This window comes from Comamonas sp. A23 (assembly GCF_004522605.1).
Classification (GTDB): Bacteria; Pseudomonadota; Gammaproteobacteria; order Burkholderiales; family Burkholderiaceae_C; genus Comamonas; species Comamonas thiooxydans.
Genome location: NZ_RSDT01000001.1, coordinates 700,814 through 718,024, shown reverse-complemented (window position 1 = coordinate 718,024; position 17,211 = coordinate 700,814). Strand labels below are relative to the sequence as shown.

General features: G+C 61.5%; 17 protein-coding genes. 13 read left to right on the top strand and 4 right to left on the bottom strand.

Annotated elements, in window-relative coordinates:
- Nucleotides 1-7 precede the first annotated feature (7 nt).
- Complete coding sequence (locus EIC84_RS03290; RefSeq protein WP_003067207.1) at nucleotides 8-1,201, top strand: phage minor head protein; 1,194 nt, start codon at nucleotides 8-10, stop codon at nucleotides 1,199-1,201.
- On the top strand, nucleotides 1,198-1,833 hold the full coding sequence (locus EIC84_RS03285; protein ID WP_003067206.1) for a phage virion morphogenesis protein: 636 nt from the start codon (nucleotides 1,198-1,200) through the stop codon (nucleotides 1,831-1,833). Before EIC84_RS03290 ends, EIC84_RS03285 begins: the two co-directional genes overlap by 4 nt.
- Nucleotides 1,834-2,066: 233 nt before the next feature.
- On the opposite strand, the gene EIC84_RS03280 is transcribed toward EIC84_RS03285, so the two are convergent.
- Entirely contained in the window at nucleotides 2,067-2,846 is a 780-nt protein-coding gene (locus EIC84_RS03280) for a 2OG-Fe dioxygenase family protein (protein WP_003067204.1), read from the bottom strand.
- A 197-nt stretch (nucleotides 2,847-3,043) separates the two neighbouring features.
- Complete coding sequence (gene pobA / locus EIC84_RS03275; RefSeq protein WP_003067202.1) at nucleotides 3,044-4,219, bottom strand: 4-hydroxybenzoate 3-monooxygenase; 1,176 nt, start codon at nucleotides 4,217-4,219, stop codon at nucleotides 3,044-3,046.
- A 180-nt stretch (nucleotides 4,220-4,399) separates the two neighbouring features.
- Here pobA and EIC84_RS03270 point away from each other — a divergent pair, with 180 nt between their 5' ends.
- A complete protein-coding gene (locus tag EIC84_RS03270; RefSeq protein WP_003067200.1) occupies nucleotides 4,400-5,188 on the top strand; it encodes an IclR family transcriptional regulator C-terminal domain-containing protein in 789 nt (262 codons plus the stop codon).
- A gap of 145 nt (nucleotides 5,189-5,333) precedes the next feature.
- Here the strand turns inward: EIC84_RS03270 and EIC84_RS03265 are convergent, their stop codons facing one another.
- Nucleotides 5,334-6,245 carry a LysR family transcriptional regulator gene (locus tag EIC84_RS03265; RefSeq protein ID WP_003055493.1) on the bottom strand — a complete coding sequence of 304 codons (912 nt, stop codon included), beginning with the start codon at nucleotides 6,243-6,245 and terminating at the stop codon, nucleotides 5,334-5,336.
- Between the two features lie 188 nt (nucleotides 6,246-6,433).
- On the opposite strand from EIC84_RS03265, the gene EIC84_RS03260 reads away from it, so the two are divergent.
- Complete coding sequence (locus EIC84_RS03260) at nucleotides 6,434-7,432, top strand: tripartite tricarboxylate transporter substrate binding protein (protein WP_003067198.1); 999 nt, start codon at nucleotides 6,434-6,436, stop codon at nucleotides 7,430-7,432.
- Nucleotides 7,433-7,549: 117 nt separating this feature from the next.
- Here EIC84_RS03260 and EIC84_RS03255 read toward each other — a convergent pair whose 3' ends face one another.
- Nucleotides 7,550-8,890, bottom strand: coding sequence for an MFS transporter (locus EIC84_RS03255; RefSeq protein ID WP_003067197.1), 1,341 nt, complete (start codon nucleotides 8,888-8,890; stop codon nucleotides 7,550-7,552).
- 338 nt (nucleotides 8,891-9,228) lie between these two features.
- Here EIC84_RS03255 and cyoA point away from each other — a divergent pair, with 338 nt between their 5' ends.
- From cyoA to EIC84_RS03210, 9 genes are all read left to right on the top strand, one after another.
- A complete protein-coding gene (cyoA, locus tag EIC84_RS03250) occupies nucleotides 9,229-10,284 on the top strand; it encodes a ubiquinol oxidase subunit II (RefSeq protein ID WP_034362470.1) in 1,056 nt (351 codons plus the stop codon).
- 62 nt (nucleotides 10,285-10,346) lie between these two features.
- A complete protein-coding gene (cyoB, locus tag EIC84_RS03245) occupies nucleotides 10,347-12,353 on the top strand; it encodes a cytochrome o ubiquinol oxidase subunit I (RefSeq protein ID WP_003067194.1) in 2,007 nt (668 codons plus the stop codon).
- Nucleotides 12,346-12,978, top strand: a complete 633-nt coding sequence (gene cyoC / locus EIC84_RS03240; protein ID WP_003055501.1) for a cytochrome o ubiquinol oxidase subunit III — start codon at nucleotides 12,346-12,348, stop codon at nucleotides 12,976-12,978. Before cyoB ends, cyoC begins: the two co-directional genes overlap by 8 nt.
- On the top strand, nucleotides 12,979-13,404 hold the full coding sequence (cyoD, locus tag EIC84_RS03235) for a cytochrome o ubiquinol oxidase subunit IV (protein ID WP_003067192.1): 426 nt from the start codon (nucleotides 12,979-12,981) through the stop codon (nucleotides 13,402-13,404).
- Between the two features lie 8 nt (nucleotides 13,405-13,412).
- Nucleotides 13,413-14,195: an SURF1 family protein gene (locus EIC84_RS03230; protein WP_003067191.1), complete on the top strand. Its 783-nt coding sequence runs from the start codon at nucleotides 13,413-13,415 to the stop codon at nucleotides 14,193-14,195.
- A 121-nt stretch (nucleotides 14,196-14,316) separates the two neighbouring features.
- Nucleotides 14,317-15,618: an ATP-binding protein gene (locus EIC84_RS03225; RefSeq protein WP_134737296.1), complete on the top strand. Its 1,302-nt coding sequence runs from the start codon at nucleotides 14,317-14,319 to the stop codon at nucleotides 15,616-15,618.
- A 15-nt stretch (nucleotides 15,619-15,633) separates the two neighbouring features.
- Entirely contained in the window at nucleotides 15,634-16,170 is a 537-nt protein-coding gene (locus EIC84_RS03220; RefSeq protein WP_003069919.1) for a response regulator transcription factor, read from the top strand.
- A gap of 156 nt (nucleotides 16,171-16,326) precedes the next feature.
- The gene (locus EIC84_RS03215; RefSeq protein WP_003069917.1) at nucleotides 16,327-16,755 is read left to right on the top strand and encodes a hypothetical protein; all 429 of its coding nucleotides are present in this window, start codon (nucleotides 16,327-16,329) and stop codon (nucleotides 16,753-16,755) included.
- Between the two features lie 150 nt (nucleotides 16,756-16,905).
- Nucleotides 16,906-17,157: a hypothetical protein gene (locus tag EIC84_RS03210; RefSeq protein WP_003069914.1), complete on the top strand. Its 252-nt coding sequence runs from the start codon at nucleotides 16,906-16,908 to the stop codon at nucleotides 17,155-17,157.
- The last annotated feature ends 54 nt before the right edge of the window (nucleotides 17,158-17,211 follow it).

Genomic DNA, 17,211 nt, shown 5'->3' with positions numbered 1-17,211 from the left:
GGACGCCATGGCGACCATTGCTGCCAATCTGAAACTTCAGCCGGCCGAGGCAACGGAGTACTTCCGCGCCAAGGGGCTGCAGGTGACCTGGTCCTGGACGGATATGACGCGCGAGGCGCATGCCGCGAAATTCACGGTGGCCAAGGCCACGACGCTGGATGTCCTGTCTGCGATTCACTCTGAGATCGAGAAGTCCGTTAGCGAAGGCCAGTCCTTCGAGGCCTTCAAAAAGGCTCTGCGCCCAAGGCTGCAGGATCTGGGCTGGTGGGGGCGCCAGGAGGTACTGGACGGTGAGACCGGCGAGCTGACCACGGTCCAACTCGGCAGCAACCGGCGGCTGCGCACCATCTTCCAGACCAACGTGCAGACCGCCTATATGGCCGGCCGCTACAAGCGATATCTGGCCGATGTGGAAAACCGGCCGTACTGGCGCTATGTGGCCATCCTGGACGGCCGCACGCGGCCGGCCCATCGCGCACTACATGGCAAGGTGTGGCGCTGGGACGATCCGATATGGCAGGTGATCTGGCCGCCCAACGGCTGGGGATGCCGGTGCCGCGTCCAGGCGATGACAGAAGCCGAGTTCCAGGCGCTGGGCGTGCCGCTTGAAGATGGCAGCGAGGCAATCAGCACGATCCGAGTGCCGGTCAATAAGGACGGCGACACGATGGACGTGCAAGTTGTTCGTTACATCGACGAACGTGGCCAGCCACGCACGTTTCGGCCAGATCCGGGCTGGGACTACAACCCAGGCGTGGCATCTCAGGCCAACCTGGACCGCGTCATGGCCGGGAAGCTGGAACAGGCAGCGCCTGCCATCAGCCAGGCTGCAGTGCGTGATATGGCGGGCCAGCCACAGTTTGGTCAATGGTTGCAGGCCCCCACGGGTGCCTGGCCGCTTGTGTCTGTTCCACCTGCAGATGCTGAGTCCATTGGGGCTGCCTCACGTATTGGCACATTGGCCAGCGCCGTGGTGCGGGCTGCAGGATCTACCTCTGTTGACTATGCGGGTGCGCAGCTGGTGATCGAGCAAGGCATTCTGGTGCGCAGCGCCGGCCAGTTGATCTACGTGTTGCGCCAGGGTGAGACGGTTTCGGTTGTTCGGGCCCAGGCTTCTGGCGAAAACCTGGCAGTGGTCAGCGTGGAGAGGCTCACCTTGGAGCAGGCCATGGCCGACGCCGATATCGCTGCAGCGCTATGAGCGGCCTAATCGACATCGTCATTGATATCGGCGATGCCGTTCGCCGGCTGGATCGAGCTGCTGCGGTCCTGGACAGCCCGACTGACCTTTACCGGGGTATCGCGCAGAGCCTGGAGAGTGTGACGGAGGGCAACTTTGAGGCCCAAGGACGGCCCCATTGGGCCCCGCTGGCCAAGTCCACTATTCAGGAGCGCACGCGCCGTAATAAGGGCAGCTCCACGCTGATGATGCTGCAGGACAGCGGCATTTTGGCCGCCAGCGTCACGTCCGATTTTGGCGCCGACTTTGCCTTGATTGCAGCTGGCGGCGCGGCCTCAGACTATGCGGCCATCCAGCAGTTTGGTGGCGAGATCAAGCGGGCGGCCTATTCGACCAAGGTGCGGCTGCGCACGGATGCCAAGGGCAATCTGCTGCGCCAGGCCGGAAATCCCAACTTGGCAGTCTTTGCCCGAGATAGCCACAAGCGGGCGCGGGAGAGTTGGCATGAGGTCGGCGAGTTCACCATCAAGATCCCAGCTCGACCGTATCTACCTTTCAGCGGGCCGCCCGAGGCTCCTATACTGCAACCCGAGGCCGAGACCTCAATCATGGATGTGGTTGACCGATTTTTAAGAGGTGCGTTCGGTCAGTGACTGAGTTTTGCAGTGCAAAAGAGTTTTTATAACTTTGAACCCGGATAGACCGACCTCAACCCGGAAAAACTCACTTTATCGCGCCGCCCACTCTTTCTTTATCTCACTCTCATTCAGAAAGCTTCGCCGCAACAAGCCTGCATCATGCAGTGTCGAGGGCGTCACTTTGATGCATTGAGCACGTTACAGTTTTGCTCAAATTTTCAGAACAAAGCCGTCCGGCCCAATCAAGCTCAAGCGGCCTGGCCCTGCTGCCCCTGGAGCTCGGCCCCCTGGAAGTTGCCGCGGCGATAGGTCAGCACCAGCGTGTCGCGCACACCACCGGGCTCGGCAGGTTGGATCGGCGTGGTCTCATGAATCATGCGCGCATCGTCGAGCAGCATCACCGACCAGGGCTCGGTCAACGTGAAGCGCTGGCCATTGGGGCCGGTCGCTTCGAACACGCGGGTCTCGCCCCCTTTGACGCCCTTGCGTCCCACCAGCAGCACGGCGACCAGATCGACGCCGTCGCGGTGAGCGCCTTCGGGCGTGGGACGGCCGATGCCGTCCGTGGTGTCGATGCGGAACTGGTGCGCCTCGACAAACCAGCGCTCATGCAGCTCGTCGGTGCAGAACACCTGATCGGCCAGCTGCCCCAGAGCATTGATCATCTCCAGCCATGCCGCGCTCGTCGTCGTGCTCTCCAGCATGGGCTCGAACATGCGCTGCATGCCGCCATGCAGCGCGTTGTATTCCACCGGCTGCCAGTGCGCGCGGTGGGGCACTTGCTGCACCTGATCGCCTTCGCTGACAAAGCAGGAATGGCGGCGGCGGCGATAGCGGCCTCCATCCTTGAGGAAGGCATCGGGCGGCAGACCCTGCCAGTCCGCATCCATGGCGTGCAGATCGGCCACACTCAGGCCCATCCACTGGGCGAAGTCCTCGGGCTGCAGCACGGCATAGCCGCGCGTGCGCAAGGACTGGGCTGCCTCGGCAGCGGCAATATAGGGAGGGGAAAACATGATGTGCGCCATAAGGTCGGCAAGCTTACTCCTCGCAGGCCCGGCTGGCTTGTGCCCCGGCATCAAAATTTACGCAAGGCAGCATCAACCAAATTGCATGGATGAAAAAATGCCTGCATCGCACACAGCAATGCAGGCAGAACGCGAGGTGCCGTGATCGGGCACCGGGCCTTCATCACCACGGTGACGAAGGCAAGGCGGTCTCGGGCTTAAACCAGAGGCAGACCCACATAGTTCTCGGCCAGCGAGGTCGAGCCGGCTTCGGAGTGGACGATGTAGTCCAGCTCGGCTTCCTGTACCTTGGTGTTGAACTCGCCCTCGCCGGGGAAGTTGTGCAGCATGGAAGTCATCCACCAGGAGAAGCGCTCGGCCTTCCAGACACGGCGCAGGCACTGCTCGGAGTAGCGGTCGATACCGGCTTCGGACTGCTCCTTGTAGTACTCGACAAAGGCTTGCGACAGATAGCCCACGTCGGAAGCCGCCAGGTTCAGGCCCTTGGCGCCGGTGGGGGGCACGATGTGCGCGGCGTCGCCTGCCAGGAACATGCGGCCGAATCGCATGGGCTCGGTCACAAAGCTGCGCAGCGGCGCAATGCTTTTTTCCAGCGATGGCCCGGTCACCAGATTGGCGCGGGCTTCGGGGTCCAGGCGCTTCTTGAGCTCTTCCCAGAACGCCTCGTCGCTCCAATCCTCGACCTTGTCGGTCAGCGGCACCTGCAGGTAGTAGCGGCTGCGCATGGCGCTGCGCTGGCTGCACAGGGCAAAGCCGCGCTCGGTGTTGGCGTAGATCAGCTCGTGCGACACGGGCGGCGTATCCGAGAGCAGGCCCAGCCAGCCGAAGGGATAGACCTTCTCGAAGGTCTTGATCTTGTCCTGAGGAGCGCTGGCGCGGCAGATGCCGTGAAAGCCGTCGCAACCGGCGATGAAGTCGCACTCGATCTCATGCACCTGGCCGTCTTTTTCGTAGCGCACCTTGGGCTTGTCGCTCTCGAAGTCCACAGGCTGCACATTGCTGGCCTCGTAGACCGTGGTCAGGCCTTCCTGAGCCCGCACCTCCATCAGGTCACGGGTCACTTCGGTCTGGCCGTAGACCATCACGCGCTTGCCGCCGGTCAGACCATTCAGGTCGATGCGGTGGCGCTTGCCCTTGAACAGCAGCTCGATACCGTCGTGGGGCAGGCCTTCCTCGTTCATGCGCTTGTCGGCACCCGCCTGCTTGAGCAGATCCACCGTCACCTGCTCCAGCACGCCGGCGCGGATGCGGCCCAGCACATAGTCGGCGCTGCGCTGCTCGATGATGATGTTGTCGATTCCTGCCTTGTAGAGCAGTTGCCCCAGCAGCAGACCCGAGGGACCGGCACCGATGATGGCGACTTGTGTACGCATGAATATGACTCCTTGTTATGGCTCAAAAACCTCTCAACCGGCGAGCGTGACGACGCCGGTTGCGCTGTGCAGCAAGACTAAGTTTTGTGCTGCGTCAAGACAAAGGAGAGAATCGTTGTTTGCGCGATAATCGCACAATGAGAATGATGATCGCGCAAAACAAGAACTGCGGAAGCCTCCATGAATGACCATGGCTCCCCCTCCATCGCCCCGGCAGACTTCATTGCCGGCCTAGCCAAGGGCCTGGCCGTACTGGAAAGCTTCGACACCGAGCGCCAGCGCCTGAATGCCACCATGGCCGCCGAGCGCGCCGGCATCACGCGCGCTGCCGCCAGGCGCCATCTGCTCACCCTGGCCTATCTCGGCTATCTGGAAACCGATGGCAGCTATTTCTGGCTGGCTCCCAAGGTGCTGCGCCTGTCGGGCAGCTATCTGGCCTCGGCCCGGCTGCCGCGCATCGTGCAACCCGTGCTGCACAGGCTGGCCGCGCAGACCGGACTGTCCTACTCCTGCGTGGTGCGCGAGGGCCGCGAAGTCGTCATCGTCGCGCGCAGCGCCGTTCATGAGAAGGGCGAGCGCCTGATGGCCCACGGACTGCATCTGGGCACGCGCCTGCCGGCGCACGCCACGTCCACCGGCCGGGTGCTGCTGGCCTCGCTCTCAAGCTCGGAGCTCGACGACTGGCTGGCCAGCTATGACCTGCCCAAGCTGACGGCACACACGGTGTCCGATGGTGCGGCGCTGAAGGCCTTGCTCGACGAGGTGCGCCGTCTCGACTACTGCATGGCGCTTGAGGAGCATGAACTGGCCATTCAGGCCGTGGCCGTGCCGTTGCGCAATATGCGCGGGCGCACCGTGGCAGCGCTGAATGTGGTGACATCGGCCAAACGCATGAGCCCGCAAACCATGCAGCAGGAAATACTGCCGCTGCTGCAGGAAGCCGCCAGAACCTTGCGCCCTCAGCTTTGACGCTATCAATATCAAAGCTTATTGCGCTTACCATTCATTGATTTCATGTACAAACAAGTTTGAAATCCTTATTCAACAAGCGCAACCAGCTCCCCTAAAAGGAGCATGAACCAGCAGCGGCAGTGCCCCGGAGCAGGCCAGTCGTTCAGATATGTCCGCTTTCCACCGAGCACACCTGCATGCTGAGGCGGCGCAGCAGCTCGGCCGTGCGGCGCATCAGCGGCGTGGACTTCTTTTTGGCAGGCTGCACCAGGCACAAGGTGCTGACGATATGCGGCGACTTGATGGGCACCTCCACCAGCGATGCATCCGTGGCATGACTGTGCATGGCGCTATCGGTCAGCGCCGCATAGCCATAGCCGCCGCGCACCAGATCCAGAATGGCGGGCACGCTGGAAACCTCCCAGACCACATTGAGCTTGACCTGGGACAGCGTGGCCTGGGCCTCCATCAGCTTGCGGAAAATCTGCCCGTGCTGGGGCATGATCAACGGAAACTCGGCCAGATGCTCGAACGGAATGCTGGTGCGCCCTGCCAGCGTGCTGGCCGGGCCGATCAGGCACAGGCGCTCTTCGAGCACGGGCGAGACCTCGATCTGCGGGTGCGGCTCCGGCGTGTAAACCAGGCCCAGATCCATGCGCCCCGAGGTCAGCCACTCCGAGATATTCATCGAAAAACCTTCGACCACCGCCAGCCTGGCCTTGGGCATTTCGCGGCTGAAGCCGTCGATAAGGGGCAAAGTCAGGCGCCGCGCCAGGCTCGGCGGCAAGCCGACCGTGATACGCCCCACGGGCTCGTCGCGCTGACTGCCCAGGTCTTCCTTGGCCATGGCCACGCGCTGCATGATGGCATGGCCATGCTCGAGCAGGCGGCGCCCCGCATCGGTCAGCGTCACGCCGCGCCCGGTGCGGATCAGCAAGGTCTCGCGCAACTCGGTTTCAAGGGCCCGCACCTGACGGCTGAGCGCCGGCTGGGCGGTGTCCAGCAATACCGCAGCCTTGCTGAAGCTCCCCACTTCGGCCACCCGAACAAAGGTCTCTATCTGCTGCAGATTCATGCTCACACCTTTCAAAACAAGCTATGCTATTTTGCTATAGCTGCTAGCCTCAGCTAGACCTAGGTGTTTATGCCCCAAGTGACACAATGTAATCAACTGGGCCTGAATATCTAAAAATAACAGCCGACGATATCAACAATGCGTGGTCCACACGCAATTCATCATCGACATCCTTCCAGGGAGACAAAATGACCCATCAGCTCAATATGAGCCGTCGCCAAGCTGCATTCGCACTCGGCGCCATTGCCGCAGCCGTGGCAGCCCCCTCTTTCGCCCAGAGCGACAAGTGGCCCACCAAGTCCTCACGCATCATCAACCCCTTCCCCGTAGGCGGTGGCCCCGATGGCCTGTCGCGCCTGGTGGCCGACAAGCTGGGCCGCGCCTGGGGTCAGCCCGTGGTGGTGGAAAATCGTCCCGGCGGCAACGGCTTCATCGCCATCAATGAATTCAAGCGCGGCGCCACCGACGGTACGGACATGATCCAGCTGGACAACGTCCATATCGCCGCCTACCCCCACCTGTTCAAGAAGCTGCCCTATGACTTGAACAAGGACTTCGAAATCCTGATGCCCTTGTTCCGCAACTTCTTCTTTGTCTGCGTGCCCGTCAACAGCCCTTACAAGACCATCGGCGACCTGATTGCCGACGCCAAGGCGCACCCCGGCAAGCTGAACTACGGCTCCTGGTCCGTGGGCAACCCTGTTCACCTGGGCTCGGCCCTGCTGGAAAACCAGACCGGCACCAAGATGGAGCATGTGATCTACAAGGAAACCAGCCAGCTGTACCAGGGCGTTGCCAATGGCGAGCTGACTTTTGCCCTGGGCTCCCTGGGCACGGCAGGCCCGCTGGTGCGTGGCGGCAAGCTGCGCTTCCTGGCCGTGGCAGCTCCCAGCCGTATTGCCGGCTTCGAGAACGTGCCCACAGTGTCCGAATCGGGCGGCCCCAAGGACTTCACTGCCATCGGCTGGAACGCCCTGGCCGTGCGCCCCGGTACACCCCCCGCCGTGATCGAAAAGATCCGCACCGATGTGCGCCAGGCCCTGACAGGCCAGGACGTCAAGGACAAGTTCGCAGCCTTCGGCTACGAATCCTTCAATCCCACGCCTGCCGAGTTCAAGGCCTTCATGGCCTCCGAGAGCAAGCGTTTCGGTGATGTCATCAAGAAGGCCGGTCTGGCTCTGGACTGATCCGTCTTCCAATCGATAAAAAGCCGCCTCTTGCAGGCGGCTTTTTCATGTCCTCTGGTATCAAGAAAAACGCCCGATGCAAGCACCGGGCGTTTTTCAGGGAAGTTCACTGACTTCTTATTGTTCGCGCGCCTCGATGGCACGGTTGATGCCCAGGGCCGCCAGCGTGCACAAGGCGCCCGACAGCAGATAGATACCCAGAGCCACCAGGCCGAACTTTGCCGAGACACCCAAGGCCACCAACGGAGCGAACGCCGCACCGATCAACCATGCCATATCGGTGGACAAGGCCGCACCGGTGTAGCGGAAGTGAGGCGAGAAGTTGGAGGTCACGGTACCCGATGCCTGCCCGTAGGACAATCCCAGAAGGATGAAGCCCACAATGATGAAGACATTGTTGCCCACCGTACCGCTGCCCAGCAGCCAGGGCGCCAGGAAACTGAAGATGCCGATCAGACAAGCCATGGTGCCCAGCGTATTGCGGCGGCCCACACGGTCGGCCAGCCAGCCAGAGAGCATGATGGCCATCCCCGCCAGAAGTGCGCCGATGATCTGCACCACCAATACATCGGTCACCGACTGATTCGAGTACATCGAGATCCAGGACAGCGGGAACACGGTGACCAGATGGAACAGTGCAAAGCTGGCCAGCGCCGCGAATGCGCCGATCATCACATTGCGGCCTTCGCTGGCCATCAAACGTGTGACGCTGACAGGCTCCAGTTCGCGCTCCTGCAGCGCCTGTGTATAGGACTGGCCCACAACCAGGCGCAGACGAGCAAACAAGGCCACCACGTTAATCGCAAAGGCAACGCAGAACGGGAAGCGCCAGCCCCAGCTGAGAAAATCGTCGGCACTCAGGCTCGAATACAGATAAGCGAACAGCGCTGCGGCAATGATGAAGCCCAGCGGAGCCCCCAACTGCCCGATCATCGAATACCAGCCGCGCTTGTCCTTGGGTGCCGACATGGCCAGCAGCGAAGGCAGACCGTCCCAGGTACCGCCAAGAGCCAGGCCCTGCCCGACGCGCAGGATCACCAGCGCCCAGACCGCTTTCATGCCAGCGACTTCATAGCTGGGCAGGAAGGTCATGCCCACGGTGCAGACGCCCAGCAGCAACAAGGCCAGAGTGAGCTTGGTGGCTCGCCCCCAGCGGCGCTGCACGGCCATGGATAGCGCCGTGCCGACAGGACGGGCCACAAAGGCCAGCGAGAAAATGGTAAATGCCGCCAGCGTGCCATCGAGCTTGGACAGATCGGGAAACAGCAGTGACGGAAACACCAACACGCAGGCAATGCCGAACACGAAGAAGTCGAAGTACTCGGATGAGCGCCCGATGATCACCCCCACGGCAATCTCGCCGGGGGTCACATCCTCGTCGGTATCCGCGTAGGCCAGGGTTTCCGAGTTCTCATAGTCTTGCTGAGTAAGACCAACGGACGGGTTCATGCTTGTCATAAAGGTACAACTCCTTGTCTTACTTTTCAGTCCCGGGGACGCTTTCCGTTCTACGCCCAAGCATGTGCAGCTGCAATAGAGTTTTTGCCCTGAGCACTGTCAGCCCAGCCCTGTGCAGGCCCCGTTTTTGAGGGCTGATTTGACAATTTCAAGCCCTGTCAGCTCAAAGTTTGTCCACACGCCAAAGCCGCTAAACCCTTGTCGCATAGCGCATTTCCAATCCCGAGCTGTTGACCTTGGACAAAATGTCCAATGGACAAGCCCCTGTTTGGTATTACATTTGCCGAGATCCAGTAATCCGCGTTTACACCTAAGCGCGACTTTGTCACGCCCAAAGCATGTTAAAAATCAAGGAAATCCGTGGGCCCGCGTGGCTCTCAGCGGCCGCTTTGACCGCAACCCTCGCCGGTTGCAGCAAGGCCGTCGTCCTCAACCCAGCTGGCGATGTCGCCAAGCAGCAAGGCGATCTGGTCATTACGGCCACTTTGCTGATGTTGCTCATCATCGTCCCCGTCATCTTTTTGACGCTGCTGTTTGCCTGGAAATACCGCCAGTCCAACACCGAAGCCAAGTACGACCCCGAATGGCACCACTCCACTGCGCTGGAGCTGGTGATCTGGACGGTTCCCCTGCTCATCATCATCGCTTTGGGCGCCATTACCTGGATCAGCACCCACAAGCTCGACCCCTATCGTCCCCTGGACCGCATCTCCGCCACCAAGGCTCTGGACCCCAACGTCAAGCCTCTGGAGATCCAGGTCGTGTCGCTGGACTGGAAATGGCTGTTCTTCTACCCCGAACAAGGCATTGCCACCGTCAACGAAGTGGCTGCCCCGGTGGATCGCCCCATTCACTTCAAGCTGACCTCCACCCACACCATGAACGCGTTCTACGTTCCTGATCTGGCCGGCATGATCTACACCATGCCCGGCATGCAGACCGAGCTGAACGCCGTGATCAACAAGCCCGGTGTCTATGGCGGCAAGTCCTCTCATTACAGCGGCGCTGGTTTTGCGGGCATGACCTTCAAGTTCCACGGTCTGGAAAACGAGCAGTTCGATCAGTGGATTGCCAAGGCCAAGACCGAAGGCAAGGTTCTGACACGCGACGCCTATATCGATCTGGCCAAGCCCAGCGAGCGCAACCCCGTTGAACGCTTCGCCAGCGTGGACGAAGGCCTGTACCACAAGGTCCTCAACCGCTGCGTGGAAGACGGCAAGATGTGCATGAACGAGATAATGGCCATCGACGCCGCCGGCGGCAAGCCACCTGCACACCACAGCAAGACCTCCAGCGTGGCCCTGCCCCTGGATGTCTGCACTTCCAAAGACGCTGACCGCGTTGTCGCCCTGCTCGACGAAGTCGCCGCCTCCGGAGCTGTCGCACAGCAATAAGTAGTTCACGGTGCGGATGCGCTCAGCGCTCAGCCGCTCCAATACGACAAAAGAGACTCAACATGTCTGAAACAACAACCCCGGCCTCCCACTGGCTGTTGGGCCGTATCACATGGGACCAGATTCCCATGACGCATGAGCCCATCGTGCTCATGACCTTTATTGCCGTGGTGCTTGGCGGCCTCGTCGTGGTCGGCGGCATCACCAAGTTCCGCCTCTGGGCTCCGCTGTGGAACGACTGGATCACCTCCATCGACCACAAGAAGATCGGCATCATGTACATGATCCTCGGTCTGGTAATGTTCCTGCGCGGCTTTGCCGATGCCGTGATGATGCGTCTGCAGCAGTCCATGGCCTTCGGCGACAACATGGGCTACCTGCCTCCTCACCACTACGACCAGATCTTCACGGCCCACGGCGTGATCATGATCTTCTTCGTGGCGATGCCCTTCGTGACCGGCCTGATGAACTACCTGGTTCCTCTGCAGATCGGCGCACGTGACGTGTCCTTCCCGTTCCTGAACAACTTCAGCTTCTGGATGACTACCGGCGGCGCCGTGCTGGTCATGATCTCCCTGTTCCTGGGCGAGTTCTCCACCTCCGGCTGGCTGGCCCTGTCCAACCTGGGGCACCAGAGCGGCAGCACGGGTCTTGATTACTACATCTGGGGCCTGCAGGTCGCCGGTGTGGGCACGACCTTGTCAGGTATCAACCTGATCGTGACCATCATCAAGATGCGCGCTCCCGGCATGAACCTGATGAAGATGCCCGTCTTCACCTGGACTGCCCTGTGCACCAACGCCCTGATCGTGGCCTCCTTCCCCGTGCTGACCGCAGCCCTGGTGCTGATGTCGCTGGACCGCTACGTCGGCACCAACTTCTTCACGAACGAACTGGGCGGCAACCCCATGCTGTACGTGAACCTGATCTGGATCTGGGGCCACCCCGAGGTCTACATCCTGATCCTGCCCTGCTTCGGCGTGTTCTCCGAAATCGTGGCAACGTTCAGCCGCAAGCGCCTGTTCGGCTACACCTCGATGGTCTACGCCACCGTGTGTATCACCATCCTGTCCTACCTGGTGTGGCTGCACCACTTCTTCACCATGGGCTCGGGTGCCAGCGTGAATACCTTCTTCGGTATCACCACGATGATCATCTCCATCCCCACGGGCGCGAAGATCTTCAACTGGCTGTTCACCATGTACCGCGGCCGCATCCGCTTCTCGGTGCCCATGCTGTGGACGGTGGGCTTCATGGTCACCTTCGCCATCGGCGGCATGACCGGCGTGCTGCTGGCCGTGCCTCCCGCAGACTTCGTGCTGCACAACTCGCTGTTCCTGATCGCCCACTTCCACAACGTGATCATCGGCGGCGTGGTGTTTGCCGTGTTTGCCGGCATCAACTACTGGTTCCCCAAGGCTTTCGGCTTCCGACTCAACGAGTTCTGGGGCAAGGCTTCGTTCTGGTTCTGGCTGGTCGGCTTCTGGGTTGCCTTCACTCCCCTGTACATCCTGGGTCTGATGGGCGTGACTCGCCGCGCCAACCACTTTGACGATCCCTCGCTGCAGATCTGGTTCATCATCGCTGCCTGCGGTGCCGCCCTGATCGCTGCCGGCATCGGCTGCTTCTTCATCCAGCTGGCCGTGTCCATCTGGAAGCGCGACGAACTGCGTGACGTAACCGGCGACCCATGGGAAGGCCGTACCCTGGAATGGGCCACTTCTTCGCCCCCTCCCCAGTACAACTTCGCCTTCACCCCCGTGGTGCACGACATCGACGCCTGGACCGACATGAAGAAGCATGGCTATCAGCGTCCGCTGAACGGCTTCGAGCCCATCCACATGCCCGCCAATACCGGCGCCGGCGTGGTGATTGCCGGCCTGTCCACCGTTCTGGGCTTTGCTCTGATCTGGCATATGTGGCCTCTGGTGATCGCTTCGTTCGCCGCGACCATCCTGGCTTCGATCATTCATACCTTCAACTACAAGCGTGACTACTACATCCCTGCGGCCGAAGTGGCCACATCGGAAGAAGCACGTACCAAGCAGCTTGCAGCAGCCCATGTCTAATACACATATCAACGCTGGCGGCGCAGCCGCCCTGGCTACTCGCGAGTACCACCTCGCGCACGAGCCTCATCCGGAAAACGGCACCTCGCTGGGCTTCTGGCTCTACCTGATGAGCGACTGCCTGATCTTTGCCGCACTGTTCGCCACCTATGGCGTGCTGGGCCGCAGCTATGCAGGCGGCCCCTCGGGCAAGGATCTGTTCGATCTGTCGCTGGTGGCCGTCAACACGGCTTTCCTGCTGATGTCGTCCATCACCTTCGGCTTTGCCATGCTTCAAAAGCAGAAGAAGAACGTGAACGGCACTCTGCTGTGGCTGGCCGTCACCGGCCTGCTGGGCGCAGCCTTCCTGGCCGTGGAACTCTATGAGTTCCACCACCTGATCCATCAAGGTGCGACGCCTCAGAGCAGCGCCTTCCTGTCGTCCTTCTTCACGCTGGTGGGCACCCACGGTATCCACGTGACCTTCGGTCTGGTCTGGCTGATCACCCTGATGATCCAGATCAAGAAGCACGGCCTGATCAACGAGAACGTGCGCCGTATCAACTGCCTGTCCATGTTCTGGCACTTCTTGGACGTGGTCTGGATCGGTGTGTTCACCTTTGTGTATCTGATGGGGGTGCTGTAAATGAGCGCACACGATATCCACGCCGGTCATGACGATCACCACGATCACGACGACCTGCACGTCACCATGGGCGACTATGTGAAGGGCTTCATCCTGGCCGTCATCCTGACCGCCATCCCCTTCTACCTGGTCATGAACAACATCATCACCGACCGCACCACGGCCGTGGCCGTGCTGGGCCTGTTCGCGGTGATCCAGGTGATCGTGCACATGGTGTACTTCCTGCACATGAACGGCAAGATCCAGGGCGGCTGGACCATGCTGTCCACCATCTTCACGGTGATCTTCCTGGCGATTGCGATCTCCGGCACGCTTTGGGTCATGTTCCACATGAACACCAACATGATGCCCGGTCATGAAATGCACCAGGCTGCAGGCCATGCAGATCACGCAGGTCACACGGCTCCCGCAGCTGTCACACCTTGACTGACCTCATGAAGAACCAGAGCGCTGCGCGGCAGCGCTCTCCCTTCGCCAAGGCGATGCTCGCGTTTGTGGGCATCGCCTTGTTTTTAGGCTTCATGGCTCTGGGCACCTGGCAGGTGCAGCGCCGCGCCTGGAAGCTCGATCTCATCGAGCGCGTGGAGCAGCGCGTGCACAGCGCCCCCGTGGCCTTGCCCGAGCCCGGCCAGTGGCCGCAGATCAATGCCGCCAGCCACGAGTACCTGCCTGTCAAGGCGCAAGGCCAATGGCAGGACAAGCAAAGCGTGCTGGCCAAAGCCTTGACCGAGGCCGGCGCGGGCTTCTGGCTCATGACGCCGCTGCAGCTGGGCGATGGCACACAGGTTCTGGTCAACCGCGGCTTCACGCCCGAGAAGCTGCGCGGCCAATGGCTCAAGCAGATTGCCGAAGCCGGCCCGTCCGCCGAGACCGTCACCGTCATCGGCCTGATGCGCATGAGCGAGCCCGGCGGCGGCTTTCTGCGCCAGAACGACCCGGCCAACGGCCAGTGGTACTCACGCGATGTCGCCGCCATTGCCCAGGTCCAGGGCCTGAGCAGGCCGGCCCCCTACTTCATAGACCAGGGTGTGCCCGCCAGCAACCCGGCCTATGTCCAGGCAGAGGCCGGCACCGAAGTCCTGCGCCCCGGCATGACGGTCATCCGCTTCCCGAACAGCCATCTGGTCTATGCGCTTACCTGGTATGGGCTGGCCATCATGGTGATCGGAGCGGCCTGGCTGGTACGCCGGCACGACAAGGCGGTTGCCAAAAGCTGATGCCTCCCCCTGAAAAGCGCTCCCCGGAGCGCTTTTTTTCGGCCCATTCAAACTGTTCCTACATCAGGAACGCATAGCCCCAGAGGCGTCCGTGGCAGGCCTGCTCGGTGACAATTGCGCGGTGAGCCAAATTTCCGATTCCCTGTTTCGCGTACAGCGCCTGACCGAGCGGCAGAACATGCAGCTGCTGATTCAGCTGCGCTGGATTGCCGTGATCGGCCAGGTCGTCACCATCTCGCTGGTGCACTACGGCTTTCAGATTGCACTGCCCTTGCTGCCCATGGCGCTGGTGCTGGTGGCCCTGGTGGCCACCAACCTGGCCTATATCTACTGGAGCCAGGGCCTGCACCGCCCCGTGACCTCGCGCAGCGTCTTCTATGCGCTGCTGGCCGATGTGCTGGCCCTGACCATTCAGCTGTACCTGAGCGGCGGTGCCAGCAACCCCTTTATCTATCTGTATCTGCTGCAGGGCATTCTGAGCGCTGTGCTGCTGCCCGCTCATTACACCTGGTGCGTGGTCGCGGCCTCTTTTGTCGGAGTCCTGGGCCTGACCCTGTTTCACCAGCCCCTGCATGTGCAGTTCGTGAGTCAGGAAGGCCTGCCCAGCCTCTATGTGGTGGGCGTGCTCATCAGCTTTGCGCTGACCAGCATCCTGACCATCGTCTTTCTGACGCGCATCGTCGAGAACACGCGCCGCCGCGACAAGCGCATCTCCAATATGCGCCAGCGCGCCAGCGAGGAAGAGCACATCGTGCGCCTGGGCCTGCTGGCCACCGGCGCGGCCCACGAACTGGGCACGCCCATGGCCACCATGTCCGTGATCCTGGGCGACTGGCAGCATATGCCGGCCCTCATGCAGGACGAGGATCTGCGCGAGGACCTGCAGGAAATGCAGCGCCAGCTGCTGCGCTGCAAGTCCATCGTCTCGGGCGTGCTGCTGTCGGCCGGCGAGACCCGGGCCGAAGGCACGGAAAGCACCACCTTCGCGAGCTTTGTGCAAGGCGTGGTCAGCCACTGGCAGACCCATAACAGCCTGCAGCACTTTGCGCTGCACCAGCAGGGCGTGAAGGACTTCGCCATGCTCTCGGATACTGCATTGCAGCAAATGATTTGCAATTTGCTGGACAATGCCCTCGAAGCCTCGCCCGACTGGGTGGAGCTGACCCTGAGCAGCGATCACGACCAGATACGCATCCAGGTGCGCGACCATGGTCCGGGCTTCGATGCCGCCGTGCTGCAGCAGCTGGGCCAGTGCCATGTCTCCACCAAGCAGGAGCGCCCCGGTCGCGGCCTGGGCCTGTTTCTGGTGACCAACGTGGCCCGCGCCCTGGGCGGCCGCGTTCATGCCGGCAATCTGCCGGCTCAGCAAGGCGGAGGTGCTCTGGTGGAGGTCAGCCTGCCCCAGTCCGCTCTCGCGATTTAAGACATTGTGGTTTGCATGGAAGAAGACCGTTTACTGCTGCTGGTTGAAGATGACGCGGCATTTGCACGCACCCTCAAGCGCTCTTTCGAGCGCCGGGGCTACCGCGTGCTGCATGCCACCAGCGGCGAGGAAGTGCAGCTGCTGCTGACCCAGCACCGGCCGCAATATGCGGTCATGGACCTGAAGCTGGCCGGCAATGCCTCGGGCCTGAACTGCGTGCAGATGCTGCATCTGCACAACCCCGATGCGCTGATTGTCGTGCTCACCGGCTACGCAAGCATTGCCACGGCGGTGGAAGCCGTCAAGCTCGGAGCCTGCCACTACCTGGCCAAGCCCTCGAATACCGACGATATCGAAGCCGCCTTCGGGCGGGTCGAAGGCCGCACCGACGTGGAGGTCAGCAGCCAGACCACCTCCATCAAGACGCTGGAATGGGAGCATATTCACGAGACCCTGGCCGAGTCCGGCTTCAATATCTCCGAGGCCGCACGCCGCCTGGGCATGCACCGGCGCACGCTGGCGCGCAAGCTGGAAAAGCGCCAGGTCAAGTAACTGGTGTCTGGCGCAAGCAGCAATGTTGATAGCTGACTCCGCTCTTCAGCATTGCCTTTCAAATATGAAAGTATCTGAAATCGTCATGCAGCAAGCGATAGCAGCTCCTTTTTTCATTGGTTTCGCGACCTCGTTCCAGCGCACCGGCAGACGTCCATGAAGCAGCAGCAACAGCGGCAACCCCGACTCATAGGAGCCACCGGCCTCGCTCTGCTGGTTCTGTCCTATGCGACGGCCCTGCCCTGGCTGCTACGGGGCGAAGCCGTGGACCTGGCGCCTTTTCTCTGCGCCCTGGTCTTTGGCTGCTGCCTCATCCGCCCTGTCACACTCGCCTTCGAGCGCGCATCCAAGCGTACTAAGGCCCTGGCCGTCACGCTGCTGGCCCTGCTCGCCGCCGCCATCGCGACCGCCGTGGCCGGCGGCCATGTTCAAAGCTGGCTCGCACATCTGCGCACCATGCCGCTGTGGCAGGCCAACCACCTCTTCTTTTTGTTCTTTGCCTTGCTGCCTCTGACCAAGGGCATCATCGTCGCTGCGCTCAACTTCATCAGCCAGGCCGCACGCGGTACAGCAGGCAGGACCTAGGCATGCTCCAAAGCCGTTTTCTTGCGGCAGTCCGGCTCAGCACCTCGGCCGGCCGTCACGACAGGGCAGCGCACCGGGTCCGGTCCGAGTCGGCCGCGAAGCCCCGCATTCACGGCTGAGCCATCTATAGTTGCCGCGGAGATGCACGATATGAAAACCCTGAGCCGACTTGTTTTCTCCGCCTTTCTGGCACTGCTTGCCAGTCTCGCCGTGGCGGCGCTTTTTCTGCCGTTTCACAGCATCTTCCTGCCTCCCGACGGGGTCAGCTGCCTGAATGAAGGCATAGCGGAATGCATGCACGCCCTGGAGATAAGCCTGCTCGTCTACGGCCCCCTGTTCTCCATCATCGGCGTTCTGATCGGCACTCCGATCTTCATGCTGCTTCTGTACCTGCGCGATTGATCAGGCAGCCCTGCCTGGGCATTGACGTGCGGCCCTATCGTGGTCCGCAGGACA